This is a genomic window from Bradyrhizobium sp. WYCCWR15520 (genome assembly GCF_056174665.1).
Window position 1 is genome coordinate 15,851 of sequence record NZ_JBWBWM010000011.1, and the last position, 22,516, is coordinate 38,366.

19 protein-coding genes are annotated in these 22,516 nt (G+C 63.2%); 12 read left to right on the top strand and 7 right to left on the bottom strand.

What is annotated here, in order from left to right; translation table 11 throughout:
- Positions 1 to 18: 18 nt before the first annotated feature.
- The 3 genes from AC0QUY_RS14020 to AC0QUY_RS14030 all read right to left on the bottom strand — a co-directional run bounded on the left by AC0QUY_RS14020 (position 19) and on the right by AC0QUY_RS14030 (position 3,248).
- Entirely contained in the window at positions 19 to 1,488 is a 1,470-nt protein-coding gene (locus AC0QUY_RS14020; RefSeq protein ID WP_475387268.1) for a type II and III secretion system protein family protein, read from the bottom strand.
- A gap of 17 nt (positions 1,489 to 1,505) precedes the next feature.
- Positions 1,506 to 2,306 carry a Flp pilus assembly protein CpaB gene (gene cpaB / locus AC0QUY_RS14025; protein ID WP_475387269.1) on the bottom strand — a complete coding sequence of 267 codons (801 nt, stop codon included), beginning with the start codon at positions 2,304 to 2,306 and terminating at the stop codon, positions 1,506 to 1,508.
- 279 nt (positions 2,307 to 2,585) lie between these two features.
- A complete protein-coding gene (locus tag AC0QUY_RS14030; RefSeq protein ID WP_202639086.1) occupies positions 2,586 to 3,248 on the bottom strand; it encodes a GntR family transcriptional regulator in 663 nt (220 codons plus the stop codon).
- Positions 3,249 to 3,369: 121 nt separating this feature from the next.
- Between AC0QUY_RS14030 and AC0QUY_RS14035 the strand changes: the two genes are divergently transcribed.
- Genes AC0QUY_RS14035 through AC0QUY_RS14060 form a run of 6 tightly spaced genes read left to right on the top strand, consistent with a single transcriptional unit; the run spans position 3,370 to position 9,518 of the window.
- Entirely contained in the window at positions 3,370 to 4,170 is an 801-nt protein-coding gene (locus AC0QUY_RS14035; protein ID WP_475387270.1) for an enoyl-CoA hydratase/isomerase family protein, read from the top strand.
- Between the two features lie 8 nt (positions 4,171 to 4,178).
- Entirely contained in the window at positions 4,179 to 5,432 is a 1,254-nt protein-coding gene (locus AC0QUY_RS14040) for a CaiB/BaiF CoA transferase family protein (RefSeq protein ID WP_475387271.1), read from the top strand.
- 51 nt (positions 5,433 to 5,483) lie between these two features.
- Positions 5,484 to 6,476: a Bug family tripartite tricarboxylate transporter substrate binding protein gene (locus AC0QUY_RS14045; RefSeq protein ID WP_475387272.1), complete on the top strand. Its 993-nt coding sequence runs from the start codon at positions 5,484 to 5,486 to the stop codon at positions 6,474 to 6,476.
- A gap of 11 nt (positions 6,477 to 6,487) precedes the next feature.
- Positions 6,488 to 6,970: a tripartite tricarboxylate transporter TctB family protein gene (locus AC0QUY_RS14050; protein WP_475387273.1), complete on the top strand. Its 483-nt coding sequence runs from the start codon at positions 6,488 to 6,490 to the stop codon at positions 6,968 to 6,970.
- An 11-nt stretch (positions 6,971 to 6,981) separates the two neighbouring features.
- Positions 6,982 to 8,508 carry a tripartite tricarboxylate transporter permease gene (locus AC0QUY_RS14055; protein WP_161854541.1) on the top strand — a complete coding sequence of 509 codons (1,527 nt, stop codon included), beginning with the start codon at positions 6,982 to 6,984 and terminating at the stop codon, positions 8,506 to 8,508.
- Positions 8,505 to 9,518: a 4-hydroxythreonine-4-phosphate dehydrogenase PdxA gene (locus AC0QUY_RS14060; RefSeq protein ID WP_475387274.1), complete on the top strand. Its 1,014-nt coding sequence runs from the start codon at positions 8,505 to 8,507 to the stop codon at positions 9,516 to 9,518. The genes AC0QUY_RS14055 and AC0QUY_RS14060 overlap by 4 nt, the downstream gene beginning before the upstream one ends.
- A gap of 21 nt (positions 9,519 to 9,539) precedes the next feature.
- Here the strand turns inward: AC0QUY_RS14060 and metC are convergent, their stop codons facing one another.
- A complete protein-coding gene (gene metC / locus AC0QUY_RS14065; RefSeq protein ID WP_475387275.1) occupies positions 9,540 to 10,733 on the bottom strand; it encodes a cystathionine beta-lyase in 1,194 nt (397 codons plus the stop codon).
- 338 nt (positions 10,734 to 11,071) lie between these two features.
- On the opposite strand from metC, the gene AC0QUY_RS14070 reads away from it, so the two are divergent.
- From AC0QUY_RS14070 to AC0QUY_RS14085, 4 genes are read left to right on the top strand one after another with little or no spacing between them, the layout of a single operon-like run.
- Positions 11,072 to 12,088 (top strand): amino acid ABC transporter substrate-binding protein, encoded by a 1,017-nt coding sequence (locus AC0QUY_RS14070; protein ID WP_161854544.1) that lies wholly within the window; start codon positions 11,072 to 11,074, stop codon positions 12,086 to 12,088.
- Between the two features lie 24 nt (positions 12,089 to 12,112).
- Positions 12,113 to 13,318, top strand: coding sequence for an amino acid ABC transporter permease (locus AC0QUY_RS14075; protein WP_161854545.1), 1,206 nt, complete (start codon positions 12,113 to 12,115; stop codon positions 13,316 to 13,318).
- Positions 13,315 to 14,820, top strand: a complete 1,506-nt coding sequence (locus AC0QUY_RS14080; RefSeq protein WP_475387276.1) for an amino acid ABC transporter permease — start codon at positions 13,315 to 13,317, stop codon at positions 14,818 to 14,820. The genes AC0QUY_RS14075 and AC0QUY_RS14080 overlap by 4 nt, the downstream gene beginning before the upstream one ends.
- 10 nt (positions 14,821 to 14,830) lie before the next feature.
- Positions 14,831 to 15,574 carry an amino acid ABC transporter ATP-binding protein gene (locus AC0QUY_RS14085; RefSeq protein WP_161854547.1) on the top strand — a complete coding sequence of 248 codons (744 nt, stop codon included), beginning with the start codon at positions 14,831 to 14,833 and terminating at the stop codon, positions 15,572 to 15,574.
- Positions 15,575 to 16,252: 678 nt separating this feature from the next.
- Here the strand turns inward: AC0QUY_RS14085 and AC0QUY_RS14090 are convergent.
- The 3 genes from AC0QUY_RS14090 to AC0QUY_RS14100 all read right to left on the bottom strand — a co-directional run bounded on the left by AC0QUY_RS14090 (position 16,253) and on the right by AC0QUY_RS14100 (position 18,976).
- Positions 16,253 to 17,293, bottom strand: coding sequence for a cysteine synthase A (locus AC0QUY_RS14090; protein WP_475387277.1), 1,041 nt, complete (start codon positions 17,291 to 17,293; stop codon positions 16,253 to 16,255).
- A 91-nt stretch (positions 17,294 to 17,384) separates the two neighbouring features.
- Entirely contained in the window at positions 17,385 to 18,614 is a 1,230-nt protein-coding gene (locus tag AC0QUY_RS14095) for an SAM-dependent methyltransferase (protein ID WP_161854549.1), read from the bottom strand.
- The gene (locus AC0QUY_RS14100; protein WP_475387278.1) at positions 18,602 to 18,976 is read right to left on the bottom strand and encodes a DUF1365 family protein; all 375 of its coding nucleotides are present in this window, start codon (positions 18,974 to 18,976) and stop codon (positions 18,602 to 18,604) included. The genes AC0QUY_RS14095 and AC0QUY_RS14100 overlap by 13 nt, the downstream gene beginning before the upstream one ends.
- 680 nt (positions 18,977 to 19,656) lie before the next feature.
- On the opposite strand from AC0QUY_RS14100, the gene AC0QUY_RS14105 reads away from it, so the two are divergent.
- Entirely contained in the window at positions 19,657 to 21,117 is a 1,461-nt protein-coding gene (locus AC0QUY_RS14105) for an efflux transporter outer membrane subunit (RefSeq protein WP_475387393.1), read from the top strand.
- Complete coding sequence (locus tag AC0QUY_RS14110; protein WP_475387279.1) at positions 21,107 to 22,498, top strand: efflux RND transporter periplasmic adaptor subunit; 1,392 nt, start codon at positions 21,107 to 21,109, stop codon at positions 22,496 to 22,498. Before AC0QUY_RS14105 ends, AC0QUY_RS14110 begins: the two co-directional genes overlap by 11 nt.
- The last annotated feature ends 18 nt before the right edge of the window (positions 22,499 to 22,516 follow it).

The following is a 22,516-nucleotide window of genomic DNA, read 5'->3' on the forward strand; positions in this document are numbered from 1 at the left end:
GGTGAACAGTTCTACGTCTCAATCGATGATGTAGCCGAAATTGCCCTGGACACCGGCGAAGGGATCGACACGTGCGGCGACGCCGTAGATGCGGTTGATGCGCCCGAGCAACGCGGACTGGGAGTCGGACGCCGACGCGAAGCCGTCATCGGGTCGCGACAGTTCTTTCTGTGCGACAGCCCGGACGACATAGGGCGTCACGATGACCATCATCTCGGTCTGGTGGTTGATGAAGTCCTGGCTCCTGAAAAGCTGTCCAAAAATCGGTATCTGGTCCACGCCGGGCAAACCGTTGATGGCCTGCTTGGTTTGTTCCTGGATCAGTCCCGCCATCGCGATTGAGCCTCCGGACGGAATTTCCAGCGTGGTTTCCGCGCGACGCGTCTTGATCGAGGGAATGGTTGTTCCGTTCTGGCCGCCCGTCAAAGCGTTTTCGGTCGAGATTTCCGACACTTCCGTCATCACCCGCAGGCTGATCCGTCCCTCGGACAGTACGACCGGCGTGAAGTTGAGCGAGATGCCGAATTTCTTGAAGCTGACGGTCTGGACGCAATTTTGAATGCCGCCGGGCGTTGTTGTCTGGCAGGTCACGCCGGTCGGAATGGGAAATTCGCCGCCTGAGATAAACGTTGCGGATTCGCCGGAGATCGCCGTCAGATTGGGTTCGGCGAGCGTCTTCACGACACCGGCGCTTTCCATCGCGCGCAGGGTAGCCGTGACAGTCGGCAAACCAGCTTTGTTCAAAGCCGCTCCGACCAAGCCGTTTTCGGGGACGAGCGGTGCGCTGTTGGCGGTGAACGGATTGTTATTTTTGAATACGACCGCCGCGGTGCCGTAGTTCATGCTGGCACTGAGATCGATACCCAATTGCTTGATGATGTCTCGTCGCACTTCCGCGACGGTGACCTTGAGCATCACCTGATCGCGGCCGCGAACGACGATCGAGTTGACGACCTTCTCGGATCCGCCGACCAGTCGCGCGGCGATCTCGCCGGCCTGCTGGGCTTCGACCGGGCTCGATACCGAGCCGGTCAGCAGCACGCTGTCGCCGACGCCCTCGATCTGAATCCCCGGCAGCGACTGCTTCAGCGCGGCGCGCACGCCGTTGAGATCGCGCTTGACCGCGATGTCGTAGGAAGCGATCTGCTGGCCGTCGCCGTCGAAAAACACCACGTTGGTCTGGCCGACGGCGCCGCCGATGATATAGGCGCGTTGCGGGGAGCGAATGACGGCGTTGGCGATCTTCGGATCGGCGACCAGCACATCCTTGACGTCGCGCGGCAGGTCGACGACCACCGACTTGCCGATGCCGAGTGCCAGGAAGCGCATCTTGACCGGGCCGATAGCGGAGGTCGCTACCGGATCCTTCTCGGTTTCGGCTGCGACCACGGGCAGCAGCGGCGCGAGCGTCAGCGCGGCGACGGCCGACAATAACAGTGCGCGCGCCGCCACGGTTCGCATCGCTGACTGATTTACCCCAAACTTCATCTCAGCCGTCCTTTCGGTCACTTCTGTGCCGTCGTTTGACTAGAGACTCCGTAGCGAACCACGGAGACACTCTCTTTCCGTTTTTGAGTCTGTTCATCGGAACGGCCTTCGGCCGCATTGGCATCGGTGATGCTGCGCAGCGCGAGCGACAGCGTGCCGCTCTGGCGCGCACGCGCCATCGTCTCGGCCTGCTCGGGCTTCAGTTCGAGCGTGACGGTGCGGCCGACGAGGGAGTTCATGCCCTCTTTTTCCTTCGGCGCCTGATCGATCGCGAGCACGCGGATGTTGGAGAGAATGATTTCCGACTGGATGACGTCCGTTCCCCTGCCGTCCGGATTCTTCTCGCGCTTGGAAAGGATCACGTCGACGCGGTCGTTGGGCAGGATGAAGCCGCCGGCGCCGGTTTCCGGCGAGATCTCGGTCGAGAGCGCCCGCATGCCGGTCGGCAGGATGGCCGCCATGAAGCCGGAGCCGTTGGCCTTGACCAGTTTCTGTTCGCGGATCGGTTCGCCCGCGAAGAACGGGTTGCGCGCGATCGAGCCGGCGAGTTCATTGATGGCTTCGGCCTTGCTCGCGCGGTCGATCAGGTTGCTGTTGGCGGTCGCAGCCGGCCAGGCCTGCCATTGCATGTCCTCAGGCTTGACGGCCTGGCCGAGCCCGATGTCGGACTTCGCGACCAGAATTTCCACTGTCGGCAAATTGGCGACCGGTTCGGCTGACGGTTGCGATGATTTGTCTTCGGTGCCACGGGCGAGATAGGCGGCGACACCGCCTGCACTCAATGCGATGGCCAGAACGACGAGACGTGCGATGTTCATACGCTTACGATCTACTCTTACGCCGGGACGCCCCAACGGCACGGCAGTGACGGTCCCCGAAGGCCATGACTAGGCATCAAAGGTATAAGGGAACTTGAGGGGTGAACGATTTGACCGATCGCAGGAGCGGGATTCACGGTCATGGTGAACGACTGGTTATCGTTCGGGAAAAGGCCGCCTCCGCAAAAACCCGGAAAGCCGCTCAGTGCGGGCGCGCGCTACCGGGCCAACTCGTCAATATGGATGGACGTTGCCGATCGGGCGTCAGGCCTGACGCAGCTATGATGCGCGAGCTTGTTCGAGCGGCGCGGTCTCCGCGAAGCCGGCCTGCAAGACCTCTTCGCGCTTGTGGCGCAGATGCGCGCGCAGGATATGCGACAGCCCCACGCCATCGCGACGTTGCAGGGCGTTGAGGATCGCTTCGTGCTCCTGCACCGCCAGTGCCCAGCGCCGCGGCGTCATCGGCGTGACGTAGCGCGCACGGCGAATGCGGGCCGTGACGGATTCATACAGGCCTGACAGCACCGGGTTGCCGGCAGCAGTGATGATCGCCTCGTGGATGAAGCGGTTGCAGCGGTAGTACTGCAGCAGGTCGCGATCACCGTAGTGCCGCACCATCGCGGCATGGGCATCGGCGACGCCGGCGATCTCGGCATCCGTGATGCGCTCGCAGGCGAGTTCGCCGGCCAGGGCTTCGAGTCCCTGGCACACCTCGAACAGGTCGCGCATGTCCTTGTCGGTCAGTCTCGCCGCGCGCGAGCCGCGGTTCGGCAGCAATTGGACCAGGCCTTCCGCGGCAAGCACCTTCAGGGCTTCACGCAGCGGCGTGCGCGAGATCTGCAGCTTTTCACAGAGGTCGCGCTCGGGAATCCGCGCGCCCGGCGGGATATCGCCATCGAGCAGCATGGCGCGGACGCGGCCTACGACTTCCTCGTGGAGCATTATCGAAGGTCCAATCTGAATTCAAAATTGGCTGAACAACCGGATTATAGTCCGGTTACAGCTTGATAAAGTCTAATTTTGCATTCAGAATGGTAAAAATCAATTAAGAAAGGCCGTCGGGATGGATCAGGACGTAACGGTACGGGAGGGTGACCTCCTGTTTGCCCTCGATGACGGCATCGGCCGGGTAACCTTCAACCGGCCGCAGGCGCGCAACGCCTTTACCTTCGAGATGTACGAACGGCTGGCCGAGATCTGCGAACGCGCCAACCGCGACCATGCGATCAAGGTGCTGCTGCTGCGGGGCGCCGGCGACAAGGCGTTTGCGGCCGGTACCGACATCAACCAATTCCGCGCCTTCAAGACGCCGCAGGACGCACTCGACTATGAGAACCGCATCGACCGCGTGCTCGGCATTCTCGAAACATGCCGGGTGCCGACCATTGCCGCCATCAACGGCGCCTGCACCGGCGGCGGCGCGGGCATTGCTGCCTGCTGCGATCTGCGCATCGGCACAAGAAGCACGCGGATGGGATTTCCGATTGCGCGCACGCTCGGCAATTGCCTGTCGATGTCGAATGTCAGCCGCATTACCGCGTTGATCGGTCCGGCGCGCGTCAAGGATCTGATCTTCACGGCGCGGCTGGTCGAAGCCGAGGAGGCGGCCTCGTTGGGCCTGCTCAACGAAATCGTCGATGATCTGGCCGCGCTCGACAAACGCGCCGACGAGATCGCACGGCTCGTTGCCGGCCACGCGCCGCTGACGCTGAACGCGACCAAGCAGGCGGTCGCGCGCTTGCAGAAACGGCTGACGCGCGACGAGGGGGAGGACCTTATCCTGATGTGCTACACCAGCCAGGATTTCCGTGAAGGGCTCGGCGCGTTTCTCACCAAGCGCGCGCCGCAATGGCGCGGCCACTAGGAGCCCGCATGTCCCTTCAAAACGACACCACGCCGCGCTCGGGGCCGCTCGCCGGCCTCAAGGTCATCGATCTCACCCATGTGATGGCGGGCCCGACATGCACGCTGATGCTCGCCGACATGGGCGCCGACGTCATCAAGATCGAGAAATGGCCGAATGGCGACGACACCCGGCATTCGGTGCCGCCGAAGATCGGCGACGAGGCGGCCTCCTTCCTGATGATGAACCGCAACAAGCGCGGCATCGTGCTCGACCTGAAGACCGCAGGCGGCAAGGAGGTGCTGCGGCGGCTGATCGCCGGTGCCGACGTGCTGGTCGAGAATTTCGCCCCGGGCGCGATGGAGCGGCTCGGCTTTGGCTATGCGGAGCTGCACCGGGATTTTCCGGCGCTGATCTATTGCTCGCTGTCAGGTTTTGGCCGCACCGGCCCGTACAAGCATCGCCGTGGCTTCGATCTGGTTGCGCAAGCGATGAGCGGCATCATGAGTTTCACGGGCGAGCGGCCGGACGGTCCGCCGGTGAAATGCGGTCCGCCGCTGTCCGATATCACCGCCGGACTGCTGGCCAGTATGGGCATTCTGGCCGCCTATGCGCACCGCCTCAAGTCCGGTGAAGGGCAGTGGGTGGAGACATCTCTTTATGAGGCGGCGCTGGTTCAGACCTACTGGCAGTCGACCATTGCGCTCGCAAGTAATGTGGCGCCGCGCGCCATGGGCTCGGCTCATCCGCTCAACGCGCCGTATCAGGCGTTCGAGGCATCCGATGGCTGGCTCGTGGTCGGCGGCGCCAACAAGAAGCATTGGCTGTTGATGCTGGAAGCGCTCGGCGCGCTGGAACTGGCGTCCGACCCGCGCTTCGTCAACGGCTCCGACCGCATGGCGAATTTGAAGGAGCTCGAAGCCGAATTGAGCGCGCGCTTCCAAAAGCAGACGCGGGCGCATTGGCTGGCGGCGCTTGACGAGAAGGGCGTGCCGTGCGGCCCCGTGCACGACATGCTGGAAGCGCTGAACGATCCGCAGACGCTCGCGCGCGACATGGTGGTCGAGGTCGAACATTCGACGCTCGGAGCGGTGAAGACGATCGGACTGCCGGTCAAATTCTCGGCGACGCCCGGCAAGGTGCGTTCGGGCGCGCCTGTTTATGGCGAGCATACGCGCGAGGTGCTGCGCGAACACGGTTTTGATCAGGCGGAGATCGACGCGTTCGAGCGGGAGGGCGCGATCGTCGCCGCATCAGTCGATCGCAAGGAGCAGGTCGCCTGACAAGAAAACGAGAATACGAACGACAACAAAAAAGCCTACCGGGAGGAAGCCATGAAGATCACGTCAAAACTGCTGCTGTCCACGGCAGCGTTCATGCTCGCGGGCGCGCTTCCGGCCAATGCTGCCTGGCAGCCGCAGAAGCCGATCGAGTTCGTCGCCACGGCCGGGCCGGGCGGCGGTACCGACAATCTCGCCCGCGCCGTCCAGAGCATCATCACCAAATACAAACTGACCGACCAGCCCGTCGTCGTCGTCAACAAGGGCGGCGGCAGCGGGGCGGAAGGCTATGTCTACGGCAAGGCGTCCGCCGGCGATCCTTATAAGGTAATCTTTGGCACGTCGAACGCATGGCAGCAGCCGCTCGTCTCCAAGGTCGCCTTCAACTACACCGATCTCACGCCGATCGCGGCGATGGCGCAGGACGAGTTCCTGTTGTGGGTGAAACATGACGCGCCCTACAAGACCGCGGGCGACTTCCTTAAAGCCGCGGCCGCGACCGAGTTCAAGATGGGCGGCGCGCAGTCCAAGGATACCGATGAGGTGCTGACGCGGATGATCGAGAAGGCGGCGCGCGTCAAATTCACCTACATCCCCTTCAAGAGCGGCGCGGAGGCGGCCGTGCAACTGGCCGGCGGCCATATCGATGCGCACGTCAACAATCCTTCCGAGAGCCTTGGGCAATGGCGCGGCAGTACCCAGCGCCCGCTCTGCGCCTTCAGCCCGATGCGGCTGCCGCAGGGGCCGAAGGTTACGGCATCAGAAGGCTGGAGCGACGTGCCGACCTGCGTCGAGCAGGGGCTCGCGATCTCGCAATATGAGCAACCGCGGACGGTGTGGCTGCCCGGCAAGGTCAGCCCGGAGCAAGCGGCGTATTACGTCGATCTCATGAAGAAGGTGCAGGCGACGCCTGAATGGAAGGAATACATCGAGAAGACCTCGCAGGTTGACACCTTCCTGACCGGCACAGCATTCGACAATTTCATCAAGCAGGACCTCGAACACGTGAAGCAGGTCGCGGGCGAGCAGGGCTGGCTGGTGAAGTAGGGCAGGCCGCGATGATCTCCCGACGTGCGCTCGAGATAGCCGCCGCGCTGCTGACCGGAATCTTCGGTGTGGTGGTCGTCGTGTCCAGTCTCGACAACGGCATCGGCTGGTCGAGCGCCGGCGTCGACGCCGGCACGTTTCCGTTCCTGACCGGAATCATCATCGTGCTCGGCAGCCTCTACAATCTGGGGCAGGGCGCGCTCGGACGCGGCACCCTCGCCATCGTCAGGGTGGCCGTCACGCCGTTCGAGTTGCGCCGCCTCGCGGGATTGTTCGTTCCAGCCGCGATTTTCATTGCCGTCATTCCAATGGTCGGGATGTATCTCGCTTCGGCGGGCTATGTCTTTGCGGTCCTGGCGTTGCCGAAGCGGCAATCGGTTTTGCGCGCCCTTGTCATCGCCGCGGTTACGCCGCTTGCGCTCTACGTCGTGTTCGAGCGCATGTTCCAGGTGTCGCTGCCGCACGGCGCGCTCGCCGCTGCGTTCGGTTTCTGAAGGGACGGGCGATGGAAAACCTTCAATCGCTGCTGCACGGTTTCACCATCGCGGTCACCGTTCCGCACCTGACGCTGATGGTTGTCGGCGTCCTGCTCGGCATTCTCGTCGGGGTGCTGCCGGGGCTCGGCGCGCCAAACGGGGTATCGCTGCTGCTGCCGCTGACTTTCGGCATGCAGCCGGTGTCAGCGATCATCCTGCTCTCGAGCATGTATTGGGGCGCGCTGTTCGGCGGCTCGGTGACGTCGATCCTGTTCAACATTCCGGGCGAACCCTCATCGGTCGCCACCACCTTCGACGGCTATCCGATGGCGCGCGACGGGAGGCCAACGACGGCGCTGGCCACCGCCTTCGGCTCGGCCGCGTTCGGCGCGCTGGTCGGCGTGATCCTAATTACGTTTCTGGCGTCCTGGGTGGCGCAGGTGGCGCTCGCCTTCGGACCACCGGAATATTTCGCGGTCTATTTCCTCGCCTTCGCCAGTTTCGTCGGCATGGGCGGCGCGGCGCCGATCAAGACGGTGGTGGCGCTCGCGATCGGTTTTGCCATTGCCGCGATCGGCATCGATACGGTCTCGGGCAGCGTCCGGCTCACCATGGGTATCGACGAACTGGTCAAGGGCGTCAGCTTCGTCGTTGCCGTCATGGGGCTGTTCGGTATCGGCGAGTTGCTGATTGCGGTCGAGGAGGAGTTTCAGGCCCGCGCGGTGTCGTCGCGGGTGGACTGGAAGGAAGTCTTCCGGGCGCTTAGCCGTCTGCCGCATCATGGCATTGCGCTGCTGCGCAGCGCCGCCATCGGTTGCTGGATGGGCATTACGCCGGGGGGCCCGACCGCTGCTTCCTTCATGAGCTATGGCATCGCCAAGCGCTTTTCGCGCAACGGCGCGCGTTTCGGCACCGGCGAGGCCGAGGGCATCGTCGCGCCGGAGACCGCCGACCATGCCGCCGGCACCAGCGCGCTGTTGCCGATGCTCTCGCTCGGCATTCCCGGCTCGGCCACGGCCGCGGTGATGATGGGCGGGCTGATGATCTGGGGATTGAACCCCGGACCGATGCTGTTCGTCGACCAGAAGGATTTCGTCTGGGGGCTGATCGCCTCGATGTATGTCGGCAACATCGTCGCGGTTGCGCTGGTGCTGCTCACCGTTCCCGTGTTCGCCGCTCTGATGCGGATTCCGTTCGCCGTCATCGCACCCCTGATCGTCATCATCTGCGTGGTCGGCGCCTATTCGGTCTCGAACTCCTATCTCGACGTCGTCCTGATGCTCGGCTTCGGCGTCGTCGGCTATCTCTTCAAGAAGTTGCATTATCCGTTGGCTCCGTTGGTGCTGGCGATCGTGATCGGCGACAAGGCCGAGGACGCGTTCCGGCAGGCCATGCTGATGTCCAAGGGATCGCTCGGAATATTCTTTGCAAACCGGCTGGTAACGACGCTCGTCCTGGCCGGGACGGTGCTGTTGCTGCTTCCGCTCGCCCTGCAGATCGTGCGTCTGTTGCGAAAGCCGGACGAAGGCGCTCAGGAGAAGATGAGGATCATATGAATGTGCAAAGTCCCGGCAAGCCGCTGATTGCGCTGGCGATGGGAGACCCCGCCGGCATCAGCCCGGAGCTGACCGCAAAACTCGCCTGCCTCGACGAAATCCGCTTGCGTGCACGCCTGATCCTGATCGGAGACCGCCGCGTTTTCGACGAGGGCGCGCGTGTCGCCGGCGTCAAGCCGGACCTGCCGAATGTGCCGCCGTCCGCGGATCCCAAAGCAATCAGTGACGCCGCCTTCCTGGATATCGGCCATCTCGATCCCGTGTCCATCGAACGTGGGGTCGCCAGCCGGGCCGGCGGCGCGTTTGCGCTGGAGAATTATCGTCGTGCGCTGACGCTGGCGCGCGACGGGCAGGCCGATGCGGTTTGCTTCACGCCGTTCAACAAGAAGGCGATGCGGCTCGCGCGCGCCGAGTATGACGACGAGATTGCATTCTCCGCCGAGGTCGCCGGCCTGAAGACGCCAGCCAGCGAATTCAACGTGCTCGACAGGCTCTGGAATGCCCGCGTCACCTCGCACATCGCCCTCAAGGATGTAGCCTCGCGGCTAACCGTCGAGCGTATTCATCGCGCGCTGAAACTGACCGATGCCTGCATGCGACGGGCCGGCTTTGCCGAGCCCCGTATCGCGGTAGCGGGGCTCAACCCGCATGCCGGCGACGGCGGCAATTTCGGCCGCGAGGAGATCGACGTGATCGAGCCCGCCGTCACGGCCGGCCGGGCCGAAGGGATTGCGGCGGAAGGGCCGTTTCCGGCGGATACGGTTTTCCTGCGCGCCAAGAACGGCGCCTTCGATGCGGTGCTGACGATGTATCACGACCAGGGCCAGATTGCGATGAAGCTGATGGGCTTCGATCGCGGGGTGACGATCCTGGGCGGCTTCCCGTTTCCGATCTGCACGCCGGCGCACGGCACGGCCTATGACATCGCCGGCCAAGGCGTCGCCTCGGTCGGCGCCAGCCGGGGGGCGTTGTTGCTCGCTGCTGAGATGGCCGGCGCGGCCAGCGCGTAAAATCGGGCGGCGTGAGGGCCCCTAAGTGGCGGCCTTCAGCGCTGCAAATCCGCGATCGAGATCGGCCTTGAGGTCGTCGACATTCTCCAGGCCGATGTGCAGCCGCAGCGTCGGCCCGCCGGGCGACCATTTGGTCGCGGTGCGATAGGGATCGCAGTCGAACGGGATAATGAGGCTTTCGAAGCCGCCCCACGAAAAGCCCATGCCGAACAGCTTGACCGTATTGAGCAGGGCGTCGACCGCCTGCTGCGGCACCGGTTTCAACACAATGCTGAACAGGCCGGAGGCGCCGGTGAAGTCGCGCTTCCAGATTGCATGGCCCGGATGGCTTTCGAGCGCGGGATGCAGGACCTGCAGGACTTCGGGACGGCCAGCGAGCCAACGCGCCATTTCCAGGCCGGAGCGATAATGCTGCGCGAGCCGCACCGAGAGCGTGCGGGTGCCGCGCAGCGCCAGGAAGACGTCGTCGGGACCGGCGCAGACGCCGAGCAGGCGGATCCCCTCGGCGATCAGCGGCCAGGCTTTCGCGTTTGCCGAAATCGTGCCGAACATGATGTCGGAATGACCGCCGATATATTTAGTGGCAGCCTGCATGCTGATGTCGACGCCCTGGTCGAGCGAGCGGTGAAACAGCGCGGTCGCCCAGGTGTTGTCGTCGATGACGAGAGCGTCCCGAGCATGCGCGACGGCGGCGATGGCGGGGATGTCGCTCATCTCGAACGACTGCGAGCCGGGCGCCTCGACCAGCACCGCCTTGGTGTTCGGCTTAAACAGTTTTTCGATTCCAGCGCCGATCAGCGGGTCGAAATAGGTGACCTCGACGCCGTAGCGGACCAGCATGCCGTTACAGAAATTGCGCGAGGGCCGGTAGACGTTGTCGGTCACCAGCAGATGGTCGCCGGCCTTCAGCACCGAGAGCAGGGTGGTGGTGATGGCGGCAAGGCCCGATGGCACCAGGCCGACGCCGGCGCATTGCGGGCCCTCCAGCGACATCAGCACGTCCTGCAGTGCCCGCGTGGTCGGGCTGCCGTGGCGCCCGTAGGAAAATTCGGCGCGGTGGGCGTGCAGGTCCTCGGCGGTCGGATAGAGCACGGTCGAGCCGTGGAAAACCGGCGGGTTGACGAAGCCCCTTTGCCCCTTGGTGTCACGGCCGGCAGTGACCAGCCTGGTTTCGGCTTTTTGCGGATTGGACGGGCCGTCGTTCGAAAAGCTCATGCGTTTGCATTATCCAAGACGTTATGCCGCAGCCGCAACTTGATCGCGAAAATAGCACCGGGCGGCGGGTCAGGGGCCGGCGACTTAATAACAAGACACAGAAGACGGCAGTCAACCCCTTGACCCGGCACGCTAGTCGTTCTGAGATGCATCTCAACTAATCATCGCCGCAAGTTGAGGGGCCTGCTGCGATATCGGATCCGCCGCCTGACCGGAATGGCACGCTAAATGCACGGTCAGGACAACGCTTTTCAGCGCGGGATCAGCGGGTTGGCCCCACAACGTGAGGCGTTGTCTAAAACACGACATCCGCACGACCCCCTTGAAAGGCCTTGCCCATGAAACGCGTATCTCTGGTTGTTACCCTTGCCCTAGCCGCCGGTCTCTCGGCTCAGGCCGCCTCGGCGCAAACCCTGAAGACGGTCAAGGACCGCGGCATGCTGTCCTGCGGGGTCAGCCAGGGGCTGCCGGGCTTCTCGACGCCGGACGACAAGGGTAACTGGACCGGCCTCGACGTCGATATCTGCCGGGCGATCGCGGCTGCCGTTTTCAACGACGCCACCAAGATCAAGTTCGTCCCGCTGTCGGCCAAGGACCGCTTCACCGCGTTGCAGTCCGGCGAGATCGACGTGCTGTCCCGCAACACCACCTGGACGCTGTCGCGCGACACCTCGCTGGGCGCCAACTTCACCGGCGTGACCTATTATGATGGCCAGGGCTTCCTGGTGAAGAAGTCGCTGAAGGTGAACTCGGCGCTCGAGCTCAACAGCGCCTCCGTCTGCGTTCAGACCGGCACCACGACCGAGCAGAACCTTGCCGACTACTTCAAGGGCAACAACATGAAGTATGAGGTGATCGCGTTCGCGACCGCCGACGAAACCATCAAGGCCTATGAGTCCGGCCGCTGCGACGTCTTCACCTCCGACGTCTCCCAGCTCTACGCCGAGCGCCTGAAGGTCGCCAATCCCGCCGATCACGTCGTGCTGCCCGAAGTGATCTCGAAGGAACCGCTCGGACCGATGGTTCGCCATGGCGACGACCAGTGGTTCGACGTCGTGAAATGGACGCTGTATGCGATGGTCGGTGCTGAAGAGCTCGGCATGACCCAAAAGAACATCGACGAGATGGCCAAGTCCGACAAACCCGAGGTCAAGCGCGCGGTCGGCACCGACGGCAATCTGGGCGAACAACTCGGCCTGACCAAGGACTGGATGGTGCGGATTGTGAAGGCAACCGGCAATTACGGCGAGTCCTTCGAGCGCAACGTCGGTGCAGGCTCCAAGCTCGGCATTGCCCGCGGCCTCAACAACCTATGGAGCAAGGGCGGTATCCAGTACGCCCCGCCGATCCGCTAGTCGCCAGCGAGAGGGGCTGCGGCGATGGCCATCGAACCCCGAAAACCACCATCGCAGCTCCTTCCCAGGCTGCAGCGAGCGCTCGGCGGCCGGGCGGGCTGGAGCGGCTTCGTGCTCCAACTGCTCTTCGTCGCCGCGCTCGCCTGGATTTCCTATGAGATCGTCGCCAATGCCCGCGCCAATCTGCAGGCGCAGCGGATCACCGCGGGCTTTGGTTTCCTTGCCAACAATGCCGGCTTTGACGTCAGCCAGAGCCTGATCCCGTATTCGGGATCCGATCCCTACACGCGCGTCTTTGTGGTTGGCTTGCTGAACACGCTGCTGGTCTCGGTGATCGGCATCTTCTTTGCAACCGTGATCGGATTCCTCGTCGCACTCGGCCGGTTGTCGCCGAACTGGCTGCTGTCGCGGATCGCGGGCGGCTATGTCGAACTGATCCGCAACCTGCCGCTGCTGTTCCAGATTCTGTTCTGGTATCTCGCGGTGCTTGCCGCCTTGCCCAATCCACGGCAGAGCATTTCGATCTTCGACAGCATCTTCCTCAGTAATCGCGGCCTGGTCATTCCGAAGCCTGTCGGGCAGGCGGGGTTCGAGCCCTTCGTCGTCGCCCTATTGGTTGCGATCGTGGCCACGATCGCACTGTGGCGATACGCGCGCCGTCAGCTCTTCCAAAGCGGCACAGTGATCAAGGTCTGGCCCTATGCGCTCGGCATGATCATCGGCCTGCCGCTCATCAGCATGCTGATCTTCGGTCTCCCGGTCACGTGGGAGGTGCCGGTGCTCAAGGGCTTCAATTTCGCCGGCGGCTCGCGCCTCATTCCGGAATTCGTTGCGTTGACGCTGGCGCTATCGACCTACACGGCGGCCTTCATCGCCGAGATCGTGCGCGCGGGCATCCTCTCCGTGCACAAGGGCCAGATGGAAGCCGGCTCCTCGCTCGGACTGCAGCGCGGCTCGGTGCTGCGGTTGATCGTGATCCCGCAAGCCTTGCGCGTGATCCTGCCGCCGCTGACCAACCAGTATCTCAATTTGACCAAGAACTCCTCGCTGGCGGTCGCGATCGGCTATCCCGACCTGGTCTCCGTGTTCGCCGGAACCACGCTGAGCCAGACCGGGCAGGCGATTGAAATCATCGGCATCACCATGGGCGTCTATCTCCTGATCTCGCTGGTCACCAGCGCGATCATGAGTTTCTATGGATGGCGCATCAGCCGGAGCATGGGCGGATGAGCGACACGACCGCATCCAATTTTGTCCGCCAGGAGCTCGTGCCGGAGCGGCCGGCCCCGGTGAAGACCACCGGCTTCATCGGCTTCCTGCGTACCCGCCTGTTCAATTCGCCCACCAACATCCTCATCACGATCGTGAGCTTGTTGCTGCTGTGGGTCACTGTCGTTCCCGCGGTAAAGTTCGCGCTGATTGATGCGGTCTGGATCGGCAAGGACCGCACCGCCTGCCTGCCAAAAAATCCCGGCGACGTGGTCGGCGCCTGCTGGCCGTTCATTCAGGCCAAGTTCTCGCAGTTCATCTACGGCTTCTATCCGGAGCCGGAGCGCTGGCGCGTCAATCTGACTTTCGCTCTTGCCGCGATCCTCTTGATACCGTTGCTGATTCCGCGGCTGCCGGGCAAGGGCCCGAATGCCATCCTGTTCTTCGTGGCTTTGCCTGTCGTCGCCTTCTTCCTGCTGCGTGGCGGCGGACTGGGGGGCTTCGGCGTGAGCTGGACGGCGGACCTGCTGTCGGGCCTGACGAGCGGCATCACGAACGCCGGCGTTGCCGGAATTAATGCGAGTCACCCGATCTTCGGACCATTTCTTTCTCTGCTGGGATGGATTGGTTTCCTGCTAGGCGTCATCCTTTCATACCTGATCTGGCCGCTGACTTGGTTGCGTGATCAGATTCAGGCAACTGGCCGCCCGGTCTGGGCCGACCTCGCCGCGACGGCGGTGATCGTGTCGGCGCTGCTGTTCTGGCTGACCGGGGCAATACGCGCCGTCGCCACCACCCTTGCGATTTTCGTTGGCATTGCCGTTGTCATCGCTGTGATGGGGCTCGACAGCGGCGGGCTTCCGGAGGTGGACACAAGGCTCTGGGGTGGCCTGCTGGTGACGCTGGTGGTGTCGGTCGTCGGCATCGTCGCCTCGATGCCGGTCGGCATCGCGCTGGCGCTCGGGCGGCGTTCGACCATTCCGCTAATCCGGATTTTCTCCATTGCCTTTATCGAGTTCTGGCGCGGCGTTCCGCTGATCACTGTGCTGTTCTTCGCGACCTATATGCTGCCGCTGTTCGTTCCGACCGGCTTCACCATCGACGGACTGATGCGCGCCTTGATCGGCATTGCGCTTTTCGCCGGCGCCTACCAGGCCGAAGTCATCCGTGGCGGCCTCGCGGCTATACCGCGCGGACAGGCGGAGGCGGCGAGCGCACTTGGCCTGTCCTGGGCCAAGACCATGGCGCTGATCGTGATGCCGCAGGCGCTCCGCCATGTCATCCCCGGCCTCGTCAACAGTTTCATCGCGCTGTTCAAGGATACCTCGCTGGTCTCGATCGTTGCGCTGTTCGATCTGCTCGGCCAGCTCCGGGCTTCCTTCAGCGACCCGGTCTGGTCGACGCCGACGACGCTGTTCACCGGCTTTGCCTTTACCGGGATCATCTATTTCGTCTTCTGTTTCGGGATGTCGCGTTACTCGCTGTTCGTCGAGAACCGGCTGAATGCCCATCGTCGCAACTGAGTAGATCACCATGACCGCAAATTCGATCGTCGGCATCAACACACTCAACAAGTGGTACGGGGACTTTCACGTGCTGCGCGACATCAATCTCGATGTTGCCAAGGGCGAGCGCATCGTGATCTGCGGCCCCTCGGGCTCGGGCAAGTCGACGCTGATCCGCTGCATCAATGCGCTGGAGGAGTTCCAGGAAGGCAACATCGTCGTCGACGGTATCGAACTGGGGCCAAACCTGCGGCGCGTCGATGAGGTCCGCCGCGAGGTCGGCATGGTGTTCCAGAGTTTTAACCTGTTTCCGCACCTGACTGTGCTCGAGAACTGCACGCTGGCCCCGATCTGGGTGCGCAACATCCCGAAAAAAGATGCCGAAGCGACCGCGATGAAATTCCTGGAGCGGGTCAAGATTCCGCATCAAGCCAACAAATATCCGGGCCAGATGTCGGGCGGTCAGCAGCAGCGCGTGGCGATTGCCCGCGCCCTGACCATGAATCCGAAGGTCATGCTGTTCGACGAGCCGACCTCGGCGCTCGATCCCGAAATGGTCAAGGAAGTGCTCGACACCATGGTCGACCTCGCCAAGGAGGGCATGACCATGCTGGTCGTCACGCACGAAATGGGATTTGCCCGCGAGGTCGCCAACCGCGTCGTGTTCATGGATGCGGGGCAGGTGATCGAGTCAAACACGCCGCAGGAATTCTTCGCCAACCCGCAGCACGCGCGGACGAAGCTGTTCCTGAGCCAGATCCTGCGGCATTGATCGGTCGCGTAGGGTGGGCAAAGCGACTTGTCCGCCGTAGCTCAACGAGCGAAGGCGGAAGCGTGCCCACCAACAGATCGCGGTTGGGAGATGGTGAGCACGGCAGGGGCGCCTTTGTCCACCCTATGACTCCGAGGTTGAGTTCATGAGATTGTTAAGCTCGCGTCCAACGCTGATCGCGAATCTTTGCGCGGTAATCGTAGCCTGCGTCGTGATCGCGGAGGGGGCCCCTACATCGTTCACGAATGCAGAGGGTACTATCGACCGCAAGACATATGGACCTTCTTTACCCCTGTCGTAGTGATGTTCATTGTTAGAAATCGAACATTTTCTTACGTATTTCTGACTCTCTACGTCGCACTATCAGTCCAGATGTTATTTCAAGCTCGAAGCATTCATGTTGTCACTGATGCTTGTGGCGGAAGACTGGACGGCCCTCTGCCATATATGCCGCTACTGTTTTTTGCTTCGGTAGCCTGCCTGGCAATCTACGCAGTGCATACTCTGGTCAGCTTCGCTATTTCGAAATCTAGAGCATGATGGCATTAGCTCGCGCAGGCGGCGTCATCCTGAGGTGCGAGCGCAGCGAGCCTCGAAGGATGGGCCCACGGGCGGTACTCATCCTTCGAGGCGCGCAAGAGCGCGCACCTCAGGATGACGTCGGTGGGTGTGGTCCACTCACGCCTTCTCGAACGGCACGTCGATCTCAGTGCGCTTCTCCAGCCAGGCCGGCACCGGCAGGTTCTTCGAGCGCATGAATTCCGGATTGAACAGTTTTGACTGATAACGGTTGCCAGAGTCGGCGAGGATGGTGACGATGGTCTTGCCGGGGCCGAGCTGCTTGGCGAGCCGGATTGCGCCGGCGATGTTGATGCCGGTCGAGCCGCCGAGGCAGAGGCCCTCGTGCTCGAGCAGGTCGTAGATCACCGTCACGGCTTCCTCGTCCGAAATGAGGAAAGCGTCGTCGACAACCGCGGTCTCGATGACGGGCGTGACGCGGCCGAGCCCGATGCCTTCGGTGATTGAGTCGCCCGGTGTCGATTTGGCCTTGCCGTGCTTGAACAGCTCGTACATCGCAAAGCCATGCGGGTCGGCGCAGGCGTTGACGATGCCTGGGTGCTTTTCCTTCAGATATCGGCTGACGCCGGCCAGCGTGCCGCCGGTGCCGACCGAGCAGATAAAGCCGTCGATCCTGCCGCCGGTCTGTTTCCAGATCTCCGGTCCGGTGGACTCGTAGTGCGCCTTGGCGTTGTCGAGATTGTTCCACTGGTCGGCGAACAACACGCCGTTCGGCTCGGTCTTGCGAAGCTGCGCGGCCAGCCGCCGGCCGACATGCTGATAGTTGTTCGGATTGGCGTAAGGCAGCGCCGGCACCTCGACGAGCTCGGCGCCGCACAGCCGCAGCATGTCTTTCTTTTCCTGGCTCTGCGTTTCCGGGATCAGGATCAAGGTCCGGTAACCGCGCGCGCTGGCGACCACGGCGAGACCGATGCCGGTGTTGCCGGCGGTCGATTCCACCACCAGGCCGCCGGGCTTGAGCTCGCCGCGCTTCTCGGCCTCCAGGATCATCCACTTGCCCGCGCGGTCCTTGACCGACTGGCCGGGATTCATGAATTCGGCCTTGCCGAGAATAGTGCAGCCGGTGGCTTCGGAAGCGTGCTTCAGCTTGATGAGGGGCGTGTTGCCGATCGCTTCGATAACGTCTTTGTGGAAGGCCATGTCGTTGAAATCGCCGGTTTGTTTGCTTAATCGTTGAGCGACCCTACTGGAGGGCCGCCAGCCGCACAAGCCAGCGTTGCGGCGGGTCAGGTCAGCCCGATTTCGCAAATACCACCTGGCGCACGTCGATATTTCCCGACAGGAAACCGGCCTCGCAATATGCGAGGTAATATTCCCAGAGCCGCCGGAAGCGATCGTCGAAACCCGATGGCGTCAGGTTCGGCCACGCCGCGCGGAAATTGTTTCGCCAGATCGCAAGCGTCTTGGCATAATCTTGCCCAAAGATGCGCTCGCGGATGACGGGAACGCCGAAACGCTCGCCCAGGTTTTTCAGGATCTGCGGCGAGGGCAGCATGCCACCCGGGAAGACGTAACGCTGGATGAAGTCGACTTCGCGGCGATAGGTCTGGAACAGGCTGTCCTGGATGGTGATGGCCTGGATGCCGGCGAGTCCTCCGGGCAGCAGGCGGTCGCGCAACTGTGAAAAATAGTTCGGCCAGAATTGTTCGCCGACCGCCTCGATCATCTCGATCGAGGCGATCCGGTCGTAGCGGTCGCGTTCGTCGCGATAATCCCTGAGCTTGATCTCAACCTTGTCGCTGAGCCCGGCATTGTGAATCCGCGCTTGTGCGAAATCGCGCTGCTCCTTGCTGATGGTGAGGCCTACGACCTTGGCGCCGAACGTCCTGGCGGCGTATTCGGCAAAGCCGCCCCAGCCGCAGCCGATCTCCAACAGCTTCTGGCCCGGCCGCAGATCGATGGCCTCGGCGAGCCGCCGGTACTTGTTGTGTTGCGCGGCCGTCAGGTCGGGCGTGTCGTCCTCGAACAAGGCCGACGAATAGGTCATGCTCGGATCGAGCCACGCCGAGTAGAAGGCGTTGCCGATGTCGTAATGCGCATAGATGTTGCGTCGGGCCTGTCGCCGCGTATTGCGGTTGAGCCAATGCCTAATGAACTGCAGCGTGCGCGCCAGCGGGTTGGCGACCAGCATCGTCTGCATCCAGTCCTGGTTGACGCAGAACAGATAGAGGAATTGCGTGAGGTCGGGCGTGTCCCATTCGCCGCGCAGATAGGCTTCCGCAATGCCGATGTCGCCGCCGCGCAAGAGCCGCGAGGCAAAGCCGTAATCGTAGATCTTCATCGCCGCGGCCGGACCCGGCCCGTTGCCGCCCAGCCGCACCATGCGGCCGTCGGCCAGCGTCACGTCGAGCGTGCCATGTTGCAGCTTTGAACCGAAGCCCAGCGCCAGCCGGACCATGCGGGGCAATTCCGGAAACGTTGCATCTACGGTTTCCGATGTGACCGAAATCAACTCGGACATGTGCGATCCATCGAACGTCGGTTTGCCCCGACTTCGCATGGCCGATCGGTCCTGCTCAGTCTTTGGCATGGGCGGACAACGCTGGCGAAGTATAAGCGTTGCCGTTCCCGCTCGCCAAGCCGGTTTTGAAGGCGGCATCCTGCCGCGGGACCAGCCTTGAGCCAGAGCCGCAGCGCCTCCCAGTGTATCGCCGCCATGACCTTGAATGTAACGAGCGGCAGAGCGAACAACGCACGCAGCAACTCTTTGGTGTTGAGCATGCGGCGACGACCATTGAAGGTTGCAGCGAGCAGGGTCCTTTGCGGCAGGTTTCCAGAATTCGCAATTGCACACGCAGCGAGCGAAAATGTGCGCATCGCCATATCGAGGACGAGATGTAGAACAGTTTGTCCTGCCGCTGCCGCACGCCGGCATATCTGACATCGCCTGACATCACCGGATGGATGTAGGGATCGATGTCGCCGAAGGTGTTGCGCGCACCTCGTAGATCAGAAGCACCGGATCGCCGCTCGCGCGATTAGCAGAAATAGACCGAGCCCGGCCATTCTGTCTGCGGCGTAATCCTCGATGCTCCGCTGGTTGAAGGTGAAGATATCGCGGAGCATCCAGAAGTAGGAGGCGACCCGCTGCGTTGCCGCTGATTCCCTTACCCACCACCGCGACCCGCATTTTTTGCCCTCCGTTACACGAGGCGAGATACAGGGGGGCTGTTCCAGGGTTTCAAATCGGCCACAGGCGGGGGAAAAACCCCATGAAATCTTCGTAAGATTTCGATGTCCTGTGGAGCCCCAACATCGTCCGAAACCCTATAAAATAAGGGAGATGAGCGCTTTGCCGGCTGTTTTTTCGCGTCCGCGCAGAGCATTGGCGAAGGGCTCGCGGGACTGTCCGCATCCCGGCCGCAAGGCTAATATCCGCTCAGTTCTAACGGAAGCATCACCCCCGTGAAGTTGCAGGCCACCAGGAGAAGCGCTCGCCGTGCGTCGGGCCGGGATTTGCCCGGTGGAGAACGGGTGTGACCCAGCGAACTGCAACTGCGGCGATGGAAGGCTGGTCTGCTCTCGTCCCCGGCGGCAAACGGCTGGCGCGATCGCTTGCGGTGCTCGGCCTGGTAGCCAGTTCCGCCGGCTGCATCCTGACCAAGGACCTTCCCGATCCCGCGCTTGACATCCCCGATGGCTACAAGGCGGCCCGGCTTTCGAAGGCCAAGGATGCGCCGCCGACGCTCGACTGGTGGCGTGGCTTCCGTTCGCGGGAGCTGACGAACCTGATGGAGGAGGCGCAGACCGTCAATCTGGACATCGCAGCCGCCACCGCGCGGTTCCAGCAGGCAGACGCGCAGGCGCGGATCGCGGGCGCGGCACTGTTGCCTACGCTCAGCGGCACCGGTCAGGAAGCCTATTCCCGCACCTCCGGCTCCAGCGCCAGCGGCCTGAGCATTGGCGGCCGCGAGGTGGTCAACTTCTCGGCCTCGCTCAGCGCCAGTTATGAACTCGATTTCTGGGGCAAGAACCGGGACGCCGCGCAAGCCGCGGAAGAGACCGCAATCGCCAATCGCTTCGATCGCGACGTCGTCGCGTTGACCACGCTGACGACGGTGGCCAACGCCTATTTCCAGGTGCTAACCGCTCAGGACCGGCTTCGGACCGCGCAGCAGAACATCGCCAGCGCCGAGCGCATCCTCAACGCCATCCGCGACCGCTTCAAAGCCGGGACCGGCACCGACCTCGACGTCGCGCAGCAGGAGAGTGTGGTCGCCAACCAGCGCGCGCAGGTGCCACCGCTGAAACAGACGCTCGATCAGAACATCAACGCGCTGGCAACGCTGGTGTCGCGGCCGCCGGAATCCGTTCGCGTCAAGGGCGGGTCACTCAACCAGATCGGTTCGCCGCGGGTCACGCCCGGCCTGCCGTCGGAGCTGCTGACGCAGCGCCCTGACATCCGCCGACAGGAAGCGCAGCTTGCCTCGGCGACCGCCAATGTCGGCAATGCCCGCGCGCAGTTCTTTCCAAGCATCCAATTGACCGGGCAGGGCGGCTATCAAAGCTCGGCGCTATCATCGCTGTTTCAGCCGCAAGCCGCCTTCTTCAGCATGGTCGGCAGCCTGACCCAGCCGATCTTCGACGGCGGCAGGATCCTCGGCAATTTCGAGTTCACCAAGGCGCGGCAGGACGAGTTGCTGCAGATCTATCGCAAGACCGTGGTGCAGGCCTTTGCCGATGTCGATAATGCCCTGTACTCGATCCGCCAGACCACGGAGAGGCTGCGGCTGCAGCGCGAAGTGGTGGCGGCATCGCGGCGGGCCTTCCAGCTTGCCGAGCAGCAGTTGCGGGCTGGAACCGCCGATATCGTAACTGTGCTAAATACGCAGACGACGTTATTCCAGGCGGAGGATTTGCTGTGGCAGGCCCAACTGGCCCGGCTGCAGGCGATCGTCAGCCTCTATCAGGCGCTGGGGGGCGGCTGGGAGCCTAGGATGGAAAGGCCGGTCGATGCTCTTTAAGCCGGAAGTGGACGACAAGGCGAAGACGGCCGGCAAGCGCGTGGCGCGGGGCATTGGCCGTCGGATGGTATCGCTGACCATCACGCTGCTGATCCTCGGCGGCCTCGGCTATCTCGGGTGGAACGCCTTTCAGCAGAAGCAGACGGGGCGCAACGGCCCCGGCGCACGCCCCGACCTCCCGGTCCCGGTGCTGGCGGCGACGCCGCGGACGCAGGATGTCCCGGTCTATCTCGACGCGGTGGGCTCGGTCCGCGCGCTGAACACGGTGACGGTGCGTGCCCAGGTCGACGGCAAGCTGATCAAGGTGAATTTCGTCGAAGGCCAGGACGTCAGGCAGGGCGACGTGCTGGCCGAGATCGACCCCGTGATCTATCAGGCGCAGTACGATCAGGCGGTCGCCAAGAAGGCGCAGGATGAAGCGCTGCTTGCCAACCAGAAGCTCGATCTGGCGCGCTATCAGCAGCTTGCCGCGTCGAATGCCGGCTCCAAGCAGCAAGCCGATACGCAGCGCGCGGTGGTCGCCCAGCAGGAAGCGCTGGTGCAGGCCGACCAGGCTGCAATCGACAATGCCAAGGCGATGCTCGGCTATACCAAGGTCATCGCGCCGCTGACGGGGCGCGCCGGCCTGCGCCAGGTCGACCAGGGCAACATCATCCGTGCTTCTGATGTCACCGGCCTCGTCATCATCACCCAATTGCAGCCGATCGCGGTGCAGTTCAGCCTGCCGCAGCAGCAGATCGTGCGGGTCAATGCCGCTGCGGCCAAGGGCGTGCTGGCGGTGGACGTGTTCGGCAATGACGGCGTGACGGTCGTCGATACAGGTACGCTCAAGGGTATCGACAACCAGGTCGATCCGACCACGGGCACGCTGAAGCTGAAGGCCGAGTTTCCGAACGCCAAATTCCAGCTCTGGCCCGGGCAGTTCGTCAATGTTCGGCTGAAGGTCGAAACGCTGGAGAAGGCGATCGTGGTACCGACCTCGGCGGTGCAGCGCGGTCCCGCCGGCACGTTCAGCTATGTGATCGGACCGGGCGACATTGCGACCGCCAAGGCGATCGTGGTGACGCAGCAGAACGAGAACGACGCGGTGATCGCGAGCGGGCTTTCGACCTCCGACCGCGTCGTGACCACCGGCTTTGCCAACCTGTCCGACGGCGCCAAAGTCCTGATCGGCACCGACGACCGGGCGCCGACCGCCGATCTGGCGCCGCGCAAGCGCAGCCGCAGCCCTGATGCCAAGGCGGGTCCGGGCAAGGAAGGTGGTCAAGCCAAGGACGGCGAGCACCGCGGCAAACGCGAGCGCGGCGAGGGCGACCAGAAGGGACAAACCGGACCAGCGCGAGGCGAGCAATCGGGCGGCGCGGCGAAGTCGCAGCCTTGATCGTCTTCGCAAAGCCAT

Excerpts from the sequence above, each read along its gene's own strand:
- AC0QUY_RS14080 (WP_475387276.1), top strand. The coding sequence starts at position 13,315 with ATGAGCGACACGACCGCATCCAATTTTGTCCGCCAGGAGCTCGTGCCG.
- AC0QUY_RS14045 (WP_475387272.1), top strand. The coding sequence starts at position 5,484 with ATGAAGATCACGTCAAAACTGCTGCTGTCCACGGCAGCGTTCATGCTC.
- metC (WP_475387275.1), bottom strand. The coding sequence starts at position 10,733 with ATGAGCTTTTCGAACGACGGCCCGTCCAATCCGCAAAAAGCCGAAACC.
- cpaB (WP_475387269.1), bottom strand. The coding sequence starts at position 2,306 with ATGAACATCGCACGTCTCGTCGTTCTGGCCATCGCATTGAGTGCAGGC.
- AC0QUY_RS14020 (WP_475387268.1), bottom strand. The coding sequence starts at position 1,488 with ATGAAGTTTGGGGTAAATCAGTCAGCGATGCGAACCGTGGCGGCGCGC.
- AC0QUY_RS14050 (WP_475387273.1), top strand. The coding sequence starts at position 6,488 with ATGATCTCCCGACGTGCGCTCGAGATAGCCGCCGCGCTGCTGACCGGA.
- AC0QUY_RS14060 (WP_475387274.1), top strand. The coding sequence starts at position 8,505 with ATGAATGTGCAAAGTCCCGGCAAGCCGCTGATTGCGCTGGCGATGGGA.
- AC0QUY_RS14030 (WP_202639086.1), bottom strand. The coding sequence starts at position 3,248 with ATGCTCCACGAGGAAGTCGTAGGCCGCGTCCGCGCCATGCTGCTCGAT.
- AC0QUY_RS14110 (WP_475387279.1), top strand. The coding sequence starts at position 21,107 with ATGCTCTTTAAGCCGGAAGTGGACGACAAGGCGAAGACGGCCGGCAAG.
- AC0QUY_RS14035 (WP_475387270.1), top strand. The coding sequence starts at position 3,370 with ATGGATCAGGACGTAACGGTACGGGAGGGTGACCTCCTGTTTGCCCTC.
- AC0QUY_RS14105 (WP_475387393.1), top strand. The coding sequence starts at position 19,657 with ATGGAAGGCTGGTCTGCTCTCGTCCCCGGCGGCAAACGGCTGGCGCGA.
- AC0QUY_RS14100 (WP_475387278.1), bottom strand. The coding sequence starts at position 18,976 with ATGGCGATGCGCACATTTTCGCTCGCTGCGTGTGCAATTGCGAATTCT.
- AC0QUY_RS14075 (WP_161854545.1), top strand. The coding sequence starts at position 12,113 with ATGGCCATCGAACCCCGAAAACCACCATCGCAGCTCCTTCCCAGGCTG.
- AC0QUY_RS14070 (WP_161854544.1), top strand. The coding sequence starts at position 11,072 with ATGAAACGCGTATCTCTGGTTGTTACCCTTGCCCTAGCCGCCGGTCTC.
- AC0QUY_RS14040 (WP_475387271.1), top strand. The coding sequence starts at position 4,179 with ATGTCCCTTCAAAACGACACCACGCCGCGCTCGGGGCCGCTCGCCGGC.
- AC0QUY_RS14085 (WP_161854547.1), top strand. The coding sequence starts at position 14,831 with ATGACCGCAAATTCGATCGTCGGCATCAACACACTCAACAAGTGGTAC.
- AC0QUY_RS14055 (WP_161854541.1), top strand. The coding sequence starts at position 6,982 with ATGGAAAACCTTCAATCGCTGCTGCACGGTTTCACCATCGCGGTCACC.
- AC0QUY_RS14090 (WP_475387277.1), bottom strand. The coding sequence starts at position 17,293 with ATGGCCTTCCACAAAGACGTTATCGAAGCGATCGGCAACACGCCCCTC.
- AC0QUY_RS14095 (WP_161854549.1), bottom strand. The coding sequence starts at position 18,614 with ATGTCCGAGTTGATTTCGGTCACATCGGAAACCGTAGATGCAACGTTT.